This is a genomic window from Erythrobacter ramosus (assembly GCF_009828055.1).
Taxonomy (GTDB): Bacteria; Pseudomonadota; Alphaproteobacteria; order Sphingomonadales; family Sphingomonadaceae; genus Erythrobacter; species Erythrobacter ramosus.
In genome coordinates this window covers 31,449-49,348 of record NZ_WTYB01000002.1, presented here as the reverse complement: position 1 = coordinate 49,348, position 17,900 = coordinate 31,449, and the positions used below count along the sequence as shown (strand labels likewise).

The window sequence follows — 17,900 nt, the reverse complement described above, 5'->3', positions numbered from 1 at the left end:
GCTACATCCGGCGCGCGTCGCTGCTTTCTGATGGGACGCTGACCGTCAATCCGTCCATCTCGCTCGTCAGCTCGATCTGGCACGACAGGCGGGAGGTGCGGCGCGCGCCTGCGGCGAAATCGAGCATGTCCTCCTCCTCCTCGGACGCGGGGGAGAGGCGGTCGAACCATTCGGCGGCGACGATCACGTGGCAGGTCGAGCACGCCATCTGTCCTTCGCAGGTGCCTTCCAGCGGCAGCCCCGCCGCTTGTCCTGCGCGCAGCAGATTGTCGCCCGGTTCGGCGGTCACAGCCACCGGACGCCCGCGCGGATCAACGAAGGTGATGGTGATGCTCACAAGCCCTGCTCCTTTGTGGCGGTGTTGATGATGGCGGCGGCGTCTGCAATGTCCTGAAGACTTGTATAGCGTCCAAATCCGAGGCGAATAGAGGACTTTGCCGCGCGGTCACTGAGCCCGATCGCTTTGAGCACATGGCTCGGCCGGCCCGATCCGCTGGCGCAGGCGCTCCCGGCTGAGAACATCACGTTGCGGCAATCGCTCATCAGCCGGGCGACGTCGAGGCCATCCCTGCGGATGTTGAGATTGCCGTGCCAGCGATCGACCGCGCTGCCGTTCAGCTCCCAGCCCGCAAACGCCTCGCGCGCGGCGGCCCAGAGCTGCTGGACGTGGAGCATCTGCTCGCTCAACCCCTCCTGCGCGACCTGCGCCGCCGCGCCGAACCCGGCACACAAGGCGGGCGAGAGCGTGCCGGACCTGATGCCCGCCTCCTGCCCGCCGCCGAGCATCAGCGCTGCGGGGAGCGGCGCGGCTCCTGCGATCCACAGCGCGCCTATCCCCTTGGGTCCGTGGCACTTGTGGGCCGAGACCGCGATGTAATCCGCCGCAACTTCGACCGGCACCCGGCCATAGGCCTGCACCGCATCGACCAGCACCCGCGCGCCCACTTGCCGGGCGATGTCGACCACGGCAGCGAGCGGGTTCCTCACCCCGATCTCGTTATTGATCGCCATGACCGCGACAAGGCCGGTCTGCGGCGTGATCGCGGCTTGCAGCGCGGCAAGATCAGCGCGGCCATCGGAGGTGACGGGGAGCACTGTGAAGCGCCGCCCTTGCGCTTCGACCACGCGCGCGCAATCGAGCACGGCGGCGTGTTCAGTGGCGAAGGTGATGACATCGCCGGGGGTGCCTTGGATGACGGTATTGAGCGCTTCGGTCGCGCCGGAGGTGAAGATCAGCTTGCCGCCGTCAGGCAGCAGCGCCGCGACCCGTTCGCGCGCGGTTTCGACGGCGGCGGCGGCCATGCGGCCCATGCGGTGCGGAGAATGGGGGTTGCCGAAGGTGTCGCTCTCCGGCCCGCCCAGCCAACGCAACATCGCCTCCCGCGCTTCGGGCGCCAAGGGCGTGGTGGCTTGGTAGTCGAGGTAGATCATGGGCCTTCCCCCGCCCCGGGCTTGACCCGGGGGCCCGCTCCTTCTGCTACTTGGATCAAGAAAGCTGGGTCCCGGGTCAAGCCCGGGACGGGGGGGAAGGTCAACATAGCCCAGCCCACGCCTCGCTGAACCGCTCCAATTCCTCGGGCGTGGTCGACCACCCCAGGCTCACCCGGATCGTCCGCGCCGCCACATCATCGGGCACCCCGAACGCATCGAGCACCCGGCTTTTCTTGAGCGTGCCCGAAGAACACGCGCTGCCCGCCGAGACGGCAAAACCCATCGCGTCGAGGCGGATGAGGAGGGCTTGGGCGCTCATGGTGGGGTGGGCGACGGCGAAGATGTGATCGGCCTGTGCGCCGGGGGCAATGACTTGGGCCGACCGTCCAAGCGCATCACCAAATGCCAAGTGGTCGCTTCCTTTACTCCTCCAACTTTCCATCCCGCCTGCCTCAAGCGCCGCCGCCATGCCCAAAGCGCCGGGCAGGTTCTCGGTGCCTTGCCGGTAGCCGCGCTCATGACCTCCACTTGGATCCAGCAGATTGAAATCACGCACCAGGAGCGCACCAATGCCGACTGGCCCGCCGAACTTGTGGGCACTGACAACCACCATGTCAGCACCGGGCAAGGGTAACTTGCCAGCACTCTGCGATGCATCGACCAGTAACACACTGCCCGCCGCACGGATCGTTGCAGTCAGAGTACCGCCTCTGTGGGGCTGCATGATTGTGCCCGTTTCCGAGTTGACGTGCTGCAAGGCGACAAGCGCACTGCTGCAATCGGGTAATTCGTCTGGGTCGAACATTCCGTCGAACGGCGGCACAACCTCCGCATCCGGCGCTGCGCGAAACACCGCATCATGCTCCACCGCACTGACAATCCGGCGCTTGGCCTTCGCGCGGTTGAGCGCGATCCACAGCGCCTCGCTCGCCCCGCTCGTAAAGATCAGCTCGCCGTCCCACCCCAGCGCCCGCTTCACCCGCTCGCGCGCATCCTCCAGCGCGGCGCGGGCCTTGCGGCCCTCGGCGTGCGGCGAGGAGGGGTTGGCCCACAGCCGGAAGCCCTCCTCCATTGCCGCCTTTGCCTCGGGGCGCAGGGGCGAGGTGGCGGCGTGGTCGAGATAGATCCGGTCCGGGATGGGATAGCCTCACAATAAATTGCGAAAAATGGTTCGCCGCCTATATAAGCCTCGCTTTCGCGGGCGCCAGCCGGTTGCCTCGACCACTCGATCACAAGGTTTCTCGATGCCCTCAGTCATCTTTCCCGGCCCGGAAGGCCGTCTCGAAGGCCGTTTCTCGCCCCCGCCGCGCCCGCGTGCGCCGGTGGCGATGATCCTGCACCCGCACCCCGAAGGCGGCGGCACGATGAACGACCGGATCGTGCAGCGGCTCTACAAGACCTTTGCCGACCGCGGCTTTGCCACGTTGCGCTTCAATTTCCGCGGCGTGGGCCGGTCGCAGGGCAGCTTCGATTCCGGCATCGGCGAGCTGTCGGATGCGGCGAGCGCGCTCGATTGGGTGCAGTCGATCCATCCCGAAGCGCAGAGCACCTGGATCGCGGGCTACAGCTTCGGCGCGCTGATCGGGATGCAATTGCTGATGCGCCGCCCCGAAGTGCGCGGCTTCATCTCGGTCGCGCCGCCCGCCAACATGTATGATTTCAGCTTCCTCGCCCCCTGCCCTGCCAGCGGCATCTTCGTGCAGGGCGCGGCTGACACGGTGGTGCAGCCCAATGCGGTGCAGAAGCTGGTCGACAAGCTGCGCACCCAGAAGCACATCACCATCCACCACGAAGAAATCCCCCGCGCCAACCACTTCTTCGAGAACGAGCTTGAGGAATTGATGAAGTCCGTGGACAATTATCTGGACTTCCGGCTCTCGCCCGATTGCCCGATCAAATAGCCCCCTCACCGCCCCGGGCTTGACCCGGGCCCCGCTTTGCTGGTGAAGAGCGAGCGGGTAAACGGGCCGCCAACGAGCGGGTCGCAAGCGCGACCGCGCGCCCGCAGCTGCTCGCGCGAAGCGCGAAACGCAGCGAGGACTGCGCGCGGGAGGGCGTGCAGGAATCAAAGAAAAGCTGGGTCCAGGGTCGAGCCCGGGACGGGGGCCTCTGTGGCCGCATTCCTATCCGTCAGATGAACTGCTTGATCGAAGGCGCAGCAGAGCGATTGTTTTCCCCCACCTTTCTCTACTAATTCAGTTGCAAAAATTACAGTCCTGAAAAACAACGCGAAAGTTCTTCTTCCCTAGCAAAAAGCATAGTACCTTCGATCCCGAGCAGGGCCGGAGGGTTTGTGCTCACAGCGTTGGTGTCATTCGCACTCCGGCCACTGCTCCCACGTAGATGGAGAGAGGAGCCCCCTTGCGATGACCTATGCTTCAACCAATCGCCGTCCCAACCCCGCTGCCCTTGTCGGCGCGCTCGGCATTCCCGGTGCCTTCGGCGCGCTGCTGGTGGTGGGCCTTGCAGTGACGGTGGTGACCAAGCCTGCCGGCCCCCGGATCAAAGGCGAGATTATCACCGAAACCATTCTGCCCCCGCCGCCGCCCACACCCGACAAACCGCAGCCGGATCAGAAAACGACGTCCACCACCACGACCTCCAAACCCGATACGCCGCGGCCTGCCGATCTGCCGACCGACCTCAACCTCGGCGAGACCGAGTTCGACTTCCCCATCACCGGCACGCCGGCGGGAACCGGCACCGGGACGGGCGAGATCGGCTTCCCTGCCCCCGGCCCGAGCGCATCGCCCTTCGATCCGGTCGGCGCGCGGCCGCGCGGTAATCCGGGCAAGTGGGTGACGAACAACGACTACCGCTCGCGCTGGATCATGGAGGAGCTGTCGGGCACCGCGCGCTTCACGCTTGCGATCGACGCCAGCGGCAAGGTCACGGGCTGCACCGTCACCCGCTCAACCGGGCACGCCCCGCTCGATGCAGCGACCTGCGACCTCGTGACCAAGCGCGCCCGGTTCGAAGCCGCGCGCGACGGCAACGGCAAGCCGGTCGCAGGTAGCTACAGTGGCACGATCACCTGGCGAATCCCCGAGTAGCTTGAACAAGTCCGCCGGGGAGGGTCTTCCCCTAGCCTTCTCCGGCGGCCTTCAATTGTTCGATCGGGGCCTCACCCCCCTCGGTCGGGATCGTCCAGATCAGAACATTGATAACCGCGATCACTGCCAGCAGCACCATCAGCGCCGGGTTCTTCACCTCGCCCGTCCGCCGCCACAGCACAACGGCCCCCGCCACCAGCGCAAGCGCGGCCAGCATCACGATGGAAAGCACGATATCGGTCATGCCGCGCTCCTAACCCGCCTTCGCGGCCCGGCGCAATTGACTTGGGGTGCCTGCCCCGCCAAACCTTGGGGCATGAGAGAGATATTTGCCCAATTCACCCGCCGCCGGACGCTTGCTGCGCTGGGCGGTGTTTCCACCTTGGCCCTGCTCCCTGCCGCCGCACGCGCGGCGAGCGATGCACCGCCCACCAGCGGCCCGATTGCCGGGTTAGACCCCGATGCCGCGCTTGACCGGATCGCCTACCGGATGCTCGCGCATGAACCGGGCCGCGCGACCGGCGCCGGCGTCGACACCGGCGAGTATGCCGCGTGGCGGTCGACCTTCGGCACGCCTAGCGAGGCCGGGCGGCAGGCCTATGCCGCCAGTCTGAAAGAGATGGTCGCCGAAGTCCGCGCCTTCCCCAAGGACGGCCTTACCAGCGACCAGCAGATCGGCTTCGAAGTGGTCGAAACCGCATTCTCCCGCGCGGTCGAAGGCATGGCCATGCCCTACGGCGACGTTGCGGTCGGCAGCTGGCGCAATGCGCCCTACGTGGTGATCCAGAATGTTGGCGGCTATATCGACATGCCGCGCTTCTTCTCCTCGACCCAGCCGCTTGCCGCCGCCGATGATGTCGGCCCCTATCTCGACCGGCTGATCGAAGTCCCCGCGATCCTCGATGGTGAGCGTGAGCGGATCACCGCCGCCCGGGCGATGGGCGTCGTGCCGCCCGCCTTCCTGATCGACAAGGCGATTGCCCAGATGGAAGCCAGCATTGCGGGCGCGAACGAGGCCTATGCCGGGCCGCTCGAAGCCTCCGAACTGTCGGAAGCCAAAACCGCCGCCGCACAGGCCGCCCGCATTGCCAAGCGCGGGATCGTCCCCGCGCTCGAACGCCAGCTCGCCGAACTCAAGACCCAGCGCGCATCTGCCAAGGATTCCGCCGGGGTCTGGGCGCAGCCGATGGGCGAGGAATATTACGCCTGGGCCCTGGGCGCATCGACCACCACCAATCTCAAGCCCGACGAAATCCACCGTCAAGGCCTCGCCGAACTCGACGAACTCCACGGCAAGATGGACCCGATCCTCAAGAAGATCGGCTACTCCAAGGGCAGCGTGGGTGAGCGGATGCGGGCACTGGCCGATGATCCGCGCTACCAGTTTGCCGAGGGCGATCCGGGCCGCAAAGAGATCTTCGCCTTCATCGAGGAACGCTTGCAGTGGATCAAATCGCAGATGCCGCGCGCCTTCACGCAGGTGGTCAATCCGCGCATGGAGGTGGTTCGTCTGCCGCTCAGTGAAGAGCCCGGCGCGCCGGGTGCTTACGGCGGGGCGGGCAGCAAGGACGGCAGCATTCCGGGGCGCTTCTGGATCAACCTCAGAACCACCGATCTGCACCGCCGCTATGACCTCGCAGACCTCACCTTCCACGAGGCGATCCCCGGCCACGTGTGGGAGGGCGAGTTCTCCAACCGCCTCCCGCTGATCCGCTCGATCCTAGCATTCAACGCCTTTTCCGAAGGCTGGGCGCTCTATGCCGAGCAGCTTGCGGACGAACTCGGCGCCTACAGGGGCTTCGAGGTCGGGCGGCTGGGCTTTCTCCAGTCCCTCGCCTTCCGCGCCTGCCGGCTGGTGGTCGATACCGGCCTGCATTCGAAGCAATGGACCCGCGAACAGGGCCGCGCCTTCTTTGTCGAACGCAATGGCTCCAAGGTCGAGGAGGTCGCCTCCGAGGTTGATCGCTATTGCAGCTGGCCGGGTCAGGCCTGCGGCTACAAGATCGGCCACAGCCAGATCCTACGCCAGCGCGAGCGCGCCAAGGCGGAACTGGGCGGCAAATACGACATGCGCGAATTCAACACCGCGCTGGTGCTGGGCGGCAACGCGCCGCTTTCGGTGATGGCAAACACGGTCAGCCGGTACATTGCGGGGGCCAAGGGGTAAGCCGAAGGACGAATTGCAATCCCCTACCCCTGACCCCATGTTGCAACGCGCGCGTAGCAGCTAGGCGGACGGGCAGGAGGGCCGCATGGAAACCTTAGGACAAGACCTTGAAACCATGCGCCGGGTGCCGCTGGCGCCTGCGCATGTCGATGCCATCTGCGCGATCGGGGGCGAGGTGTCCTACCCCGCCGGTGCGATCGTCATGGACATTGGTGAGCCGATGGACCGGTTCATCTATGTCCTCGAAGGCGATATCGAGGTGGTCGATCCCTATACGGGCGAACGGATGCTGCCGTCCTCGCTCGGGCCGACGCAGTTTCTGGGCGAGATCGGGTTCCTCAACCGCGGCACCAACATTATGCGGATGCGCGCTTCGGTCGACACCCGCGTGATCGAGGCGCCGCGCGAAGCGATGCTCGAACTGATGAGCCGGGTGCCGGAGCTGTCCGATCATCTCATCACCGTGTTCGCGGCGCGGCGGCGCAAGCAATTCGAGGCGCGCAATGACACGATCAAGGTGATCGGCGCGGACCGCGATCCGAAGGTGCAGGCGGTCGAGCGTTTCCTGTCCCGCAACCGCATCCCGTTCCAGAGCTACGACATGGACGCGACCGACCGCGAAACCGCGTCGGTGTGCAGCCTGATCGGGCACACGCCGGGGGTGATCGTCGGCGCGGATACGCGGCTGGATGATCCGACACCGCGCAAGGTCGCGCAATATCTCGGCATGGACCTCGGCATCTGCGCTGACCGGACCTACGAGCTGCTGATCGTCGGCGGCGGCCCGGCGGGCGTGGCGGCGGCGGTCTATGCGGGCTCTGAGGGAATCCCGGCGCTCGTGGTCGAGGATACCGCTGTCGGCGGGCAGGCTGGCACGTCGAGCCGGATCGAGAATTACATGGGCTTTCCCACCGGCATCAGCGGCACCGACCTGACCTGGCGCGGACAGGTGCAGGCGATGAAGTTCGGCACCCGCTTCGTGATGCCGCGCCGGGTCGAGGCCCTGTCACGGCGCGAGGACGGGGCGTTCTGCGCGACACTGGACGATGGCGACGAGCTTTGCGCCCGCGCGGTGCTGGTGGCGACGGGGGTGCAATATCGCCGCTTGCCGCTCGACAATCTGGAGGAGCTGGAAGGCGCAGGCATCTTCTACTCGGCGACCGAGATGGAAGCGCGCTTCTGCGGCAAGACCGAAGCGGTGGTGATCGGCGGCGGCAATTCGGCCGGGCAGGCCGCGATGTTCCTCAGCCGCGCGGCGAGCCATGTGCATCTGGTGGTGCGATCGGGCAGTCTGGCGGCGTCAATGTCGAGCTACCTCTCGCAGCGGCTGGAGGCCGATCCGCGCATCACGATCCACTATCACAGCGCCGTGACCGCGCTGCATGGCGATAGCTGGCTCGAAGCGATCACGCTCAAGACCAAGGACACCGAGCAGCGGATCGCAACCCGCGCGCTGTTCATCATGATCGGCGCCGCGCCCAATACCGACTGGCTGTCCGGCATGGCCGAAACCGACGACAAGGGCTTCGTGCTGACCGGCGCTGTCGCGGGACAGGCGGACGACTACGCCACCACCGCGCCGGGCATCTTCGCGGTCGGCGATGTGCGCGCCAACTCGGTCAAGCGCGTGGCGAGCGCGGTGGGCGAAGGGTCGGTGGTGGTCAGCCGGATCTGGCAATATCTGGAAGATACGCGGGCCCCTGGCGGCTGACGCCGCGCGCGACCATTCGTCGCAAGCCTCTGGCCAAGCGCGGAAATCCGGGTAATCTCACGGCACTTGCAGTGCAATCGCTGGCGCTGTGAATACGGGGGCTTTGCTATGATCACCGCGCTTTTCCGCCTTTGCCTTGCCATTGCCGCGCTGGTCGGCCTTGCCGCGCCAGCCGCTGCCGAATGGCATAAGGCAGAAAGCGAGAACTTCGTCATCTATTCCGACAGCTCAGCAGCCGACATCCGCGAGTTTGCCCAGCGGCTTGAACGCTACCATGTCGCGATGACGAAGCTTACAGGCTTCACCCCGCCCCCGCCCAGCCCTTCAAACAGGGTGACAGTCTACGCAGTTGGGAGCGATCGCACGCTCAAGAAGCTGTATGGAGACACCGGTTCAAGCGTCGCAGGCTTCTACATCCCGCGCGCGGGGAGTTCGGTTGCGTTTGTTCCGAACGTGCGGCTGCGCGGAAGTGAAACCGACTTCACCATGATCGTGCTGCTGCACGAATATGCGCACCACTTCACTATCTCGGCGAATCCCTACCCGCTGCCGCGCTGGATGACCGAGGGAATGGCGGAATTCTTCGCCGCCGCGAAGTTCGCGCCCGACGGCGCCATGGACATCGGCCTGCCCGCCAATCACCGCGTGGGCGATCTCAACTTCGCCGACAAGCTCTCGATCCGCGAGCTGCTCGATTAAGATCGGTACGCTGCGGGCCGCAGCCGCTCGGACGCCTTCTACGGGCAGTCGTGGCTGCTGTTCCATTACGTGTTCTTCAATCCTGAGCGTGGGCGGCAATACAGCGACTATGTGACCCGCTTCCTGCGCGGCACGCCGAGCCTCGAAGCGGCCGAAGCAGCCTTCGGCGACCTCTCCAAGCTTGAGGCGGAACTCAAGAACTATCAGCGAACCCGACGCATTCCCGCCAAGCGGTTCTCGGCCGATCTGCTCGAGATCGGCGCGATCAATGTGTCGCCGCTCTCCGAAGGCATGGGCGCGATGATGGATGTGGTGCTCCAGTCGCGGCGTGGAGTCGACCGTGACAAGGCGCTCGCAATCCTGCCCGAAGCCCGCGCCGTCGCTGCGCGTTATCCCGAGGATGCGGGTGTGCTCGCCGCGCTGGCCGAGGCGGAATATGACGCGGGCAATGATGCCGAGGCCATCGCCGCGGCCGACGGCGCAATCGCGCGCGATCCGCAGCAGCAGAACGCCTATGTGCAGAAAGGCTATGCCCTGTTCCGACAGGCGGGCGACGCTGATGATAAGGCAGCAGCTTATGAGGCCGCGATGAAGCCGTTCGAGGCGCTGAACGCCATTGAGGCCAATCATCCGCTACCGCTGATCTACTATTACCGCAGCTTTGCCGAACGCGGCAGCGCGCCCGACAACACCTCCCGCGCCGCGCTGCGCCGCGCGTCGGAGCTGGCGCCGTTCGATCAGGCCCTGCGGCTGAACCTCGCGTTGATGCAGATTGGCGACCGCCAGCACACACAGGCGCGGGCGACACTGGCTCCGCTTGCCGCCGATCCGCACGGCAGCGGGCGTTCGGCGCGCGCCAAGCAGCTGATGACGCTGCTGGAACAGACACCCGATGGAACGCGGCTCGATGCCAGCGCGCTCCAAGCGCAGATGGAAGCCCCGGACGCCGAGGATACGGAGTCCTGATCATCCGGGGCCTCGGCTAAACGATCAGCTCTTGCCGCCCAGCAGGCCCTTGGCCATGTCCATGATGTCATCGACCGGGTTGCCGTCGCCATCCCGGTCGAGGATCGACGCGAAGTTGCTCAGCGAGCCTTCACCGCCGACAGCGGCGACGATTTGGTTGAGGATGTCGGGGCTGAGGCCGGTCTTCTCCGCCGCCAGCGTCACCGTATCGCCATCGAGCTGATGGGTCTTGCCCAGCGCCGCAATCGCCTGTTCGGCCATCGCCGGATCGATCCCGATCTTGGCTGCAAGGTTCACCACATCGTCCGGCGCGCCGCCGATGTTCTTCAGAATGCCGTCGAGAATGCTCATGTCGTTTTCCTCCGAGTCGCACGTGAGGCGACTGTGGGCCAACTGCGCGGCGATTCAATGAAAAAGCCCCGCTCCGATCTTACGCCGGGCGGGGCTTCTCCCTCTCCAACAGGTAGTGCGTGCTCAGGCGGCGACGGGCGCCGGGGCGGCTTGCAGCACGCCTTCATCAACATGGGCTTCGAACTGGGCGAAGTTGTCGATGAACAGCTGCACCAGCTTCTTCGCGGTCGCGTCATACTCGGCGGCGTCAGCCCAGGTGCTGCGCGGGTCGAGGATGGTCTGATCGATCCCAGCTGCGGCCAGCACCGGCACGTGCACCGGCACGTCGAAGCCGAAATTGGGGTCCTTGCGGAACTCGACATTGTCCATGTCGCCATCGAGCACGGCGTTCAGCAGCGCGCGGGTCGCCTTGATCGGCATCCGCGAGCCAGTGCCGTACTTGCCGCCGGTCCAGCCGGTGTTGACCAGCCAGCATTCGACCTTGCCATTCGGGCCGCCCTTGGCGATCCGGTCCTTCAGCAAATTGCCATAGACGCTCGGGTGACGCGGCATGAAAGCAGCGCCGAAGCAGGTCGAGAAGGTGGCTTCCGGCTCGGTCACGCCGATTTCGGTGCCGGCGACCTTGGCGGTGTAGCCGCTGAGGAAGTAATACATTGCCTGATCGGCAGTCAGCCGCGCGATCGGGGGCAGCACGCCAAAGGCATCGGCGGTCAGCATGATCACGTTCGACGGCGCCGGGCCGAGGTTCTTCTCGCTTGTGTTCGGGATGAACTCGATCGGGTAAGCGCCGCGCGTGTTCTCGGTCTTGCTCGAATCCGTGAAGTCGAGCTCGCGCGTGTCTTCATCCATCGCCACGTTTTCGAGGATCGTGCCGAACATCTGGGTGGTGGCGTAAATCTCCGGCTCGCCCTCAGCCGAAAGGTTGATCATCTTGGCGTAGCAGCCGCCTTCGAAGTTGAAGACGGCGGTGTCCGACCAGCCATGCTCGTCATCGCCGATCAGCGTGCGGCTCGCGTCAGCCGACAGCGTGGTCTTGCCGGTGCCCGACAGGCCGAAGAAGATCGCGCTCTTCCCGTCCGCACCGATATTGGCCGAACAGTGCATCGGCATCACGCCCTGCGCGGGGAGGAGGTAGTTGAGCAGGCCGAACACGCCCTTCTTCATCTCGCCCGAATATTCCGTGTTGCCGATCAGGATCAGCTTCTCGGTGAAGCTCACCGCGATCACGGTGTCGCTGCGGCAGCCGTGGCGTTCCGGGTTCGCCTTGAAGCTCGGCAGATTGATGATGGTGTATTCGGGGACGAAGCTCGCCACTTCCTCCTCCGAGGGGCGCACCAACAGCGTGCGCACGAACAGGCTGTGCCATGCCATCTGGGTGATGACGCGCACGTTGACGCGATATTCCGGCTGCGAGCCGCCGAACAGATCGGCGACGTATAGCTCGTCCGATCCTTCGAGCTCCTTGAGGAAATCAGCCTTCAGCGCAGCGAAGTGTTCCGGGCTCATCGGTTGATTGATTGGCCCCCAGTTGATGGTGTCCTGCGTGGTGTCATCGCGGACGATATACTTGTCCTTCACGCTGCGACCGGTGAACTTGCCGGTCTCCACCAGCAGCGCGCCATGCTTGGTCAGCTTGCCCTCGCCTTTGGCCAGCGCGTGCTCGACCAGAGCGGCGGTGCCGAGGTTGGCGTGGAGCGTGGCGCCGGTGTGGAGATTCTGGGCGGCCAACGGGGTTGCGAGCGAGGTCAACATACGTCTCCTGGGCAGGACAGCAGCAAGGTCGTGTTCGGCAGGTGACGGACCGGCTGATCCCAGCGAATCCCCGCACCCGTCCGTCACGTCCGTAGCACCTGCCCATTAGCATCTGCGCATACGTATGCAACCACAGGCGGAGTTCCGCGTAATCAGCCGTTCGATCCCTGGTCCGGCGCCTTAGTTGGCACAACCCTTGGCGTCAAACGCACTGCGCCATAGCAAATTTGGGGAGCGGTCAAATGCAGCTTTCCCGCCCGTATGTTACCGCCACCCAGCGCCAGCATTGCGATTGGCGCAGCTTGGCGCTACCCCCTCAGCCATGCAATCGCAGGGGCAGAGAGGATAGACGCCATGTCCGACAGCACCACCGAACAGCCCCCCTTGGCCGCGGCCACCGACCCCGTCAGCGCGGATGCCCGCAAGCTCCAGATCGCGCTGGTCGATGATGATCGCAACATCCTCACCACGGTGGCGATTGCGTTGCAGGCCGAAGGCTTTGCCACGCGGCTTTATTCCGATGGCGAGACCGCGCTGAAGGCGCTGCTCGACAATCCGCCGGACCTCGCAGTGTTCGATATCAAAATGCCCAAGATGGACGGCATGGAGCTGCTGCGCCGGCTGCGCGCCCATTCGCCCCTGCCGGTGATTTTCCTGACCAGCAAGGATGATGAAAGCGACGAGGAAGCCGGGCTGCAACTGGGCGCGGATGATTACATCGCCAAGCCGTTCAGCTTGCGTCTGCTGATCGCCCGCATCCGCGCGATCCTGCGCCGGGCCGAACCGCTCGTGGCAGGCGCCAGCACCGCCGCCACGCCCGAGCCTGCACCCGCGACCCTCAACCGTGGCCGCCTGTTCATGGACCCGGCGCGCCATCAGGTGATGTGGGATGGCGAGACCGTCAGCCTCACCGTGACCGAATTCCTGATCCTCGAAGCACTCGCGATCCGCCCCGGCGTGATAAAGAGCCGCAACCAGTTGATGGACGCGGCCTACCCCGACGATGTCTTCGTCGATGATCGCACCGTCGACAGCCATATCAAGCGGATGCGGCGCAAGTTCCGGCTGGTCGATCCCACCTTCGATGGCATCGAAACGCTCTACGGCGCGGGCTACAGCTTCACTGATGGCTAAAGGCGCAAGCGGTGAACAGTTGACCGCCACCGGGCGGTTCGCGCTGACGGGCCGCATTCTGGCGGTCAACATCCTGCCGCTGCTGATCATGGGAGGCGGGCTGCTCTATCTCGATTCGTACCGCACCCAGCTGATCAACGAGCGCTTCAAGCTCGCCCGCATCGAAGCGCAGATCACTGCCGAGGCACTGGCAGGCACCACCCGCGAGCGACAAGAGGCGCTGCTGGTCCAAATCGGCAAGGAACAGCGGATGCGGCTGCGGATGTTCGACGCCAAAGGCGCGCTGACCGCCGACAGTTTCGTGCTGGCCGAACCATCCTTCCGGTTCAACGATATCAGTGATGACGATTGGGAGCAGCGCTTCTCCCGCTGGCTCGACCGCACAGTCGACACCATCGTCAGCGCGGAAGCCGTGCAGGACTATGTCGAGCCCGAAGCGCAAGAGGCCGATGCCTGGCCCGAACTCGCCCGCGCGCGCGAGTTAGGCCTGAGCCAAGTGCGGCTGTATGATTGGCGCGATGGCACGCCGGTCATCACCGCCGCCGTGCCGGTCGGCCTGCAAGGCGCGACACTGCTGACGGTGCGCAACGCGGTCGACATTACCGAAAGCGTGCGCGCGGCGCGCACCACGCTGGGCTTTGCGATGGTGCTGCTGTTGGCGGCCTCGGCGCTGCTCTCGCTGTTTCTGGCACGCACCATCGTCACCCCCCTGCGGCTGCTGGCGCGCGCGGCGGTGCGGGTGAGGCAGGGCCGCGACCGCGAAGTCGAAGTGCCGCGCCTGCCTCAGCGCAGCGACGAGATCGGGCTGCTCGCCCGCGCGGTTTCGGACATGACCGGCGCGCTCAGACAGCGGATCGACGCGGTCGATACCTTCGCAGCCGACGTAGCGCATGAGATCAAGAACCCGCTCGCATCGCTGCGCAGCGCGATCGACACCCTGCCGCGCGTGGAAGACCCGGAGCTGCGGTCCGAACTGATCCAGATCGCGACCCATGATGTGCGCCGGATCGACCGCCTCGTCACCGAAATCGCCGCCGCCAGCCGGGTTGATGCCGAAATCAGCCGCGCGACGCTGGAACGGGTCGATCTGGCCGAATTGTTCGTGAACCTGATCCGCAGCCGCGAGAATCGCGGCATGAACGGCGGACGGCGGATCGTGCTCGATGCGGCACCCGGCAGCCACATCGTGATGGGCGTGCCGACCCAGCTTGAACGCGTGGCCGAAAACCTGATCGACAATGCCGTGTCCTTCTCGCCCGCAGACGGCGTGGTCAGCGTGTCGATCCGCCGGACCGGGGGCCAGAGCGTCACCGAGGTCTGCGACGAAGGCCCCGGCATCGCCGCCGACGCCCGCGAGGCGGTGTTCCGGCGGTTCCATTCCGACCGGCCTGAAGGCGAGAGCTTCGGCAATCACTCCGGCCTCGGCCTCGCCATCGGCCGCGCGATTGCCGAGGCGCATGACGGCACGCTCAGCGCCGATGCCCGCCCCGACGGCGCACCCGGCGCTTGCCTGCGGCTGCGTCTGCCCGCCGCGTCATGACCACTATCGTGCTTCAGGCGAGCGCGGTGGTGATCGGCGGCCGCACGTTGCTGATCGAAGGCCCCCCCGGCAGCGGGAAATCCAGCCTCGCGCTGGCATTGGTGGATCGCGGCGCGGGGCTGATTGGCGATGATGGCGTGACGCTGACGGCGGAGGGTGATGTTCTTATCGCCAGCCCGCCGCCGCATATTGCCGGACTGCTGGAAGTGCGCGGGGTGGGGCTTGTCACCCTCCCCGTCGCCCCGCCCGCGCCGGTTGCGCTGATCCTCTCCCTCGGCGGTCCGGCGCCGGAGCGCCTCCCCGAAACACCGCTCCCCCGGCGCATCATCAACGGGGTCGCCGTGCCCGTGCTCGCCTTCGATCCCGGCACCATCGCCCCTGCCCCGCGCGCCGAATGGGCGCTCGCCATGCATGGCCTCGTCATCAAACCCGCTTCCCTTTGCGCCCCAGACGCGCCAGATGACAGCGCATGAGCGAGCCTGAAGCCTCTCCTCCCCAGCGCCAGCTGCTGCTGGTCACTGGCCTTGCCGGCGCTGGCAAGTCGACCACGCTGGCGGTGCTGGAAGACCTCGGCTGGGAGACGATCGACAACTTCCCGGTGCGGATGCTCAAGCGTCTCGTCACCATGCCGGACGAAGCGCGCGGGCCGCTCGCCATCGGGTTCGATTCGCGCACGCGTGGCTTTGTGCCAGCCGACGTCATCGCGCTGGTCAAAGACCTCGCCGCCCGGCCCGACATCGCGCTCACCTTCCTGTTCCTCGACTGCGCGGGCGGCGAGCTGGAACGCCGCTTCAATGAAACCCGCCGCCGCCACCCGATGGCTGACGGACGCCCGGTGCAGGAAGGCATCGCGGCCGAGCGCGAATTGCTCGAACCCCTGCGCCGCTGGGCCGAGGTGATGATCGACACCACGGCGATGACCAGCAACGATTTGCAAACGCGCATCCGCGAACTGTTCGATCCCGCCAGCGAAGAAGCGGGCTTGACGATCACCATGTCGAGCTTCGGCTTTGCCCGCGGGATGCCGCCGCTTGCCGACCTGGTGTTCGACATGCGCTTTCTCGACAATCCGCACTGGGTGCCGGAGCTGCGCGAACAGACCGGGCAGGATGCCGCCGTGGGTGACCATATCGAGCGTGACCCCGCCTTTGCCGAGGCGTTCGAACGCATCCGCGGCCTCTTGCTGATGCTGCTTCCGCGCTATGCCCGGCAGGGCAAACCCTATGTCCATATCGCTTTCGGTTGTACCGGCGGGAGACACAGATCGGTCTTCACGACCGAGCGGATGGCTCAGGCCTTGCGCACCGCCGGGTTTTCGCCCACTGTCCGGCACCGCAATCTGGGTTCGCGAGCGGCCGATACCATCGAACGGGATCGCCGCTAAGACCCGGCACGGTAGAATCCGCCGCAATGCACCCCGCACGCATTGTCGGTTAAGGTAGAAACGCGTAAGGCAGCCCCCTTGGCGGGCAGTTAACGGACCCCTATTCACGCATGATCGGCTTGATCCTGGTAACCCATGGCCGCCTCGCGGACCAGTTTGTCGAGGCAATGGAGCACGTGGTCGGCCCGCAAGACGGGATCGTCACGGTCTGCATCGGCCCCAATGACGATATGGAGCAGCGCCGCGCCGACATCGCGGACGCGATTGCTTCGGTCGACAATGGCAAGGGCGTCATCATCCTCACTGACCTGTTCGGCGGCACGCCTTCGAACCTGGCGATCTCTCTGCTCGATGCCGGCCATGTCGAGGTGATCGCGGGCATCAACCTGCCGATGCTGATCCGCCTTGCCGGCGCGCGCAAGGCGATGGATGTCTCCGCCGCGGTCCACGCCGCGCAGACCGCCGGGCGCAATTACATCACCATCGCCAGCGAATTGCTGGGGCAGGACACTGCCCCTGCGCGAGCGAAGGCCTGAAGGCTCGCTGCGTGGGGGAAGCACGGCAAAGCGTCACCATCGTCAACCGCCGGGGCTTGCACGCCCGGGCGAGCGCGAAGTTCGTCGGCGCGGTCGCCGTCCTGCCCGATGGCGTGAAGGTGACCGTTACCAAGACCCCGCACAGCGCGGCGGGCGGATCGATCCTCGGGTTGATGATGCTCGGCGCGGCCAAGGGCGACACGGTGGAAGTCGCAGTCGAGGGTGAAAATGCCGAGGCAGTGCTGGCCGATCTGATCGCGCTGGTCGCTGGCGGCTTCGGGGAAGATTAGCGCTTCCACCATGCGCAAGCACATCACCGGCTTTTCCAATCCGACCGTCAAATATCTGCGGTCCTTACGCGATAAGAAGCATCGCAAGCGCGCCGGGCAGTTCCTGGTCGAAGGGCTGCGGCTGCTTGAGGACGCGCGCGCTTCGGGCCGCGTGCCGCAGACGCTGGTGATGGCCGAGGGGCGCGAACACGCGCTGCTCGCCCGGCTGGAGGCTGACGTCATGGCAGCAGGCGGCGAGGTTATCGAAACCACGCCCGACATCCTCTCCAAGATCACCGGCAAGGACAATGCCCAGAGCGTCGCCGGGGTGTTCGACGAATGGGACACGTCACTGGAGACGCTGAACCGGAGCGCCGCGCCGATCTGGCTGGCGGCGCAGGCTTTGCGCGATCCGGGCAATCTCGGCACGATGCTGCGAACCTGCGACGCGGTGGGTGCAGGCGGACTGATCCTGATCGACGACTGCGCCGACCCCTTCAGCGCCGAAGCCGTCCGGGCGAGCATGGGTGCGGTGTTCACCGTGGGCGTAGCGCAGGCGCGGTGGGAGGAGTTTCTGCCCTGGCTGCGGGGTGGCGCGGGTCAGCTGGTGGCAGCGTCCCTGCGCGATGCGGTGCCTTATCGCGGGGCGCCCTATGCGGCGCCGTGCTTCATCCTCGTTGGCAACGAATCACAAGGCCTGCCCGAAGATTACGAGGCGGCCTGCGATCTGCGGGTGACGATGCCGATGCGCGGGCGGGCGGATTCGCTCAACGCGGCGGTGGCCGGTGCGGTGCTGGCTTACGAGGTGCTGGCGGGGTTGGAGCCCTGAAGTTTACAAAGTTGACAGGGTGTCAACCGCGTGAATCAACATTTTCGTTTATCTTTTCATTGGTTTACATCAAAAAAG

The 17,900-nt window shown here is 65.8% G+C and carries 19 protein-coding genes; 13 read left to right on the top strand and 6 right to left on the bottom strand.

The features are described from left to right. Window position 1 precedes the first annotated feature (1 nt). From GRI59_RS06800 to GRI59_RS06790, 3 genes are all read right to left on the bottom strand, one after another. Entirely contained in the window at window positions 2–337 is a 336-nt protein-coding gene (locus tag GRI59_RS06800; protein ID WP_160760493.1) for a 2Fe-2S iron-sulfur cluster-binding protein, read from the bottom strand. Further along, window positions 334–1,431, bottom strand: a complete 1,098-nt coding sequence (locus GRI59_RS06795; protein WP_160760492.1) for a cysteine desulfurase family protein — start codon at window positions 1,429–1,431, stop codon at window positions 334–336. The genes GRI59_RS06800 and GRI59_RS06795 overlap by 4 nt, the downstream gene beginning before the upstream one ends. Window positions 1,432–1,531: 100 nt before the next feature. Continuing rightward, a complete protein-coding gene (locus tag GRI59_RS06790) occupies window positions 1,532–2,503 on the bottom strand; it encodes a cysteine desulfurase family protein (RefSeq protein WP_237440732.1) in 972 nt (323 codons plus the stop codon). Between the two features lie 172 nt (window positions 2,504–2,675). Between GRI59_RS06790 and GRI59_RS06785 the strand changes: the two genes are divergently transcribed. Both GRI59_RS06785 and GRI59_RS06780 read left to right on the top strand, forming a co-directional pair. Continuing rightward, window positions 2,676–3,332: an alpha/beta hydrolase gene (locus GRI59_RS06785; protein ID WP_160760491.1), complete on the top strand. Its 657-nt coding sequence runs from the start codon at window positions 2,676–2,678 to the stop codon at window positions 3,330–3,332. 465 nt (window positions 3,333–3,797) lie between these two features. After that, window positions 3,798–4,484 carry an energy transducer TonB gene (locus tag GRI59_RS06780; RefSeq protein WP_160760490.1) on the top strand — a complete coding sequence of 229 codons (687 nt, stop codon included), beginning with the start codon at window positions 3,798–3,800 and terminating at the stop codon, window positions 4,482–4,484. Window positions 4,485–4,515: 31 nt separating this feature from the next. Here the strand turns inward: GRI59_RS06780 and GRI59_RS06775 are convergent, their stop codons facing one another. Further along, window positions 4,516–4,728, bottom strand: a complete 213-nt coding sequence (locus tag GRI59_RS06775) for a hypothetical protein (protein WP_160760489.1) — start codon at window positions 4,726–4,728, stop codon at window positions 4,516–4,518. A gap of 72 nt (window positions 4,729–4,800) precedes the next feature. Here GRI59_RS06775 and GRI59_RS06770 point away from each other — a divergent pair, with 72 nt between their 5' ends. From GRI59_RS06770 to GRI59_RS06755, 4 genes are all read left to right on the top strand, one after another. Further along, the gene (locus GRI59_RS06770; protein WP_160760488.1) at window positions 4,801–6,651 is read left to right on the top strand and encodes a DUF885 domain-containing protein; all 1,851 of its coding nucleotides are present in this window, start codon (window positions 4,801–4,803) and stop codon (window positions 6,649–6,651) included. Window positions 6,652–6,736: 85 nt separating this feature from the next. After that, window positions 6,737–8,362: an FAD-dependent oxidoreductase gene (locus tag GRI59_RS06765; RefSeq protein ID WP_160760487.1), complete on the top strand. Its 1,626-nt coding sequence runs from the start codon at window positions 6,737–6,739 to the stop codon at window positions 8,360–8,362. 108 nt (window positions 8,363–8,470) lie between these two features. Further along, window positions 8,471–9,061, top strand: a complete 591-nt coding sequence (locus tag GRI59_RS06760; protein WP_160760486.1) for a hypothetical protein — start codon at window positions 8,471–8,473, stop codon at window positions 9,059–9,061. Between the two features lie 69 nt (window positions 9,062–9,130). Beyond that, window positions 9,131–10,027: a hypothetical protein gene (locus GRI59_RS06755; RefSeq protein ID WP_160760485.1), complete on the top strand. Its 897-nt coding sequence runs from the start codon at window positions 9,131–9,133 to the stop codon at window positions 10,025–10,027. A 24-nt stretch (window positions 10,028–10,051) separates the two neighbouring features. Here GRI59_RS06755 and GRI59_RS06750 read toward each other — a convergent pair whose 3' ends face one another. Continuing rightward, entirely contained in the window at window positions 10,052–10,378 is a 327-nt protein-coding gene (locus tag GRI59_RS06750; RefSeq protein WP_160760484.1) for a hypothetical protein, read from the bottom strand. A gap of 123 nt (window positions 10,379–10,501) precedes the next feature. Beyond that, on the bottom strand, window positions 10,502–12,130 hold the full coding sequence (locus tag GRI59_RS06745; RefSeq protein WP_160760483.1) for a phosphoenolpyruvate carboxykinase: 1,629 nt from the start codon (window positions 12,128–12,130) through the stop codon (window positions 10,502–10,504). A 354-nt stretch (window positions 12,131–12,484) separates the two neighbouring features. On the opposite strand from GRI59_RS06745, the gene GRI59_RS06740 reads away from it, so the two are divergent. The 7 genes from GRI59_RS06740 to GRI59_RS06710 all read left to right on the top strand — a co-directional run bounded on the left by GRI59_RS06740 (window position 12,485) and on the right by GRI59_RS06710 (window position 17,822). After that, a complete protein-coding gene (locus GRI59_RS06740; RefSeq protein WP_237440731.1) occupies window positions 12,485–13,264 on the top strand; it encodes a response regulator transcription factor in 780 nt (259 codons plus the stop codon). After that, window positions 13,257–14,804: a sensor histidine kinase gene (locus GRI59_RS06735; RefSeq protein WP_160760482.1), complete on the top strand. Its 1,548-nt coding sequence runs from the start codon at window positions 13,257–13,259 to the stop codon at window positions 14,802–14,804. Before GRI59_RS06740 ends, GRI59_RS06735 begins: the two co-directional genes overlap by 8 nt. Beyond that, on the top strand, window positions 14,801–15,277 hold the full coding sequence (locus GRI59_RS06730; protein WP_160760481.1) for an HPr kinase/phosphorylase: 477 nt from the start codon (window positions 14,801–14,803) through the stop codon (window positions 15,275–15,277). The genes GRI59_RS06735 and GRI59_RS06730 overlap by 4 nt, the downstream gene beginning before the upstream one ends. Then, the gene (gene rapZ / locus GRI59_RS06725) at window positions 15,274–16,188 is read left to right on the top strand and encodes an RNase adapter RapZ (protein WP_160760480.1); all 915 of its coding nucleotides are present in this window, start codon (window positions 15,274–15,276) and stop codon (window positions 16,186–16,188) included. Before GRI59_RS06730 ends, rapZ begins: the two co-directional genes overlap by 4 nt. Before the next feature lie 110 nt (window positions 16,189–16,298). Then, window positions 16,299–16,724, top strand: a complete 426-nt coding sequence (locus GRI59_RS06720; RefSeq protein ID WP_160760479.1) for a PTS sugar transporter subunit IIA — start codon at window positions 16,299–16,301, stop codon at window positions 16,722–16,724. 11 nt (window positions 16,725–16,735) lie between these two features. Next, window positions 16,736–17,014, top strand: coding sequence for an HPr family phosphocarrier protein (locus GRI59_RS06715; protein ID WP_160760478.1), 279 nt, complete (start codon window positions 16,736–16,738; stop codon window positions 17,012–17,014). 10 nt (window positions 17,015–17,024) lie between these two features. Beyond that, window positions 17,025–17,822, top strand: coding sequence for a TrmH family RNA methyltransferase (locus GRI59_RS06710; protein WP_160760477.1), 798 nt, complete (start codon window positions 17,025–17,027; stop codon window positions 17,820–17,822). The last annotated feature ends 78 nt before the right edge of the window (window positions 17,823–17,900 follow it).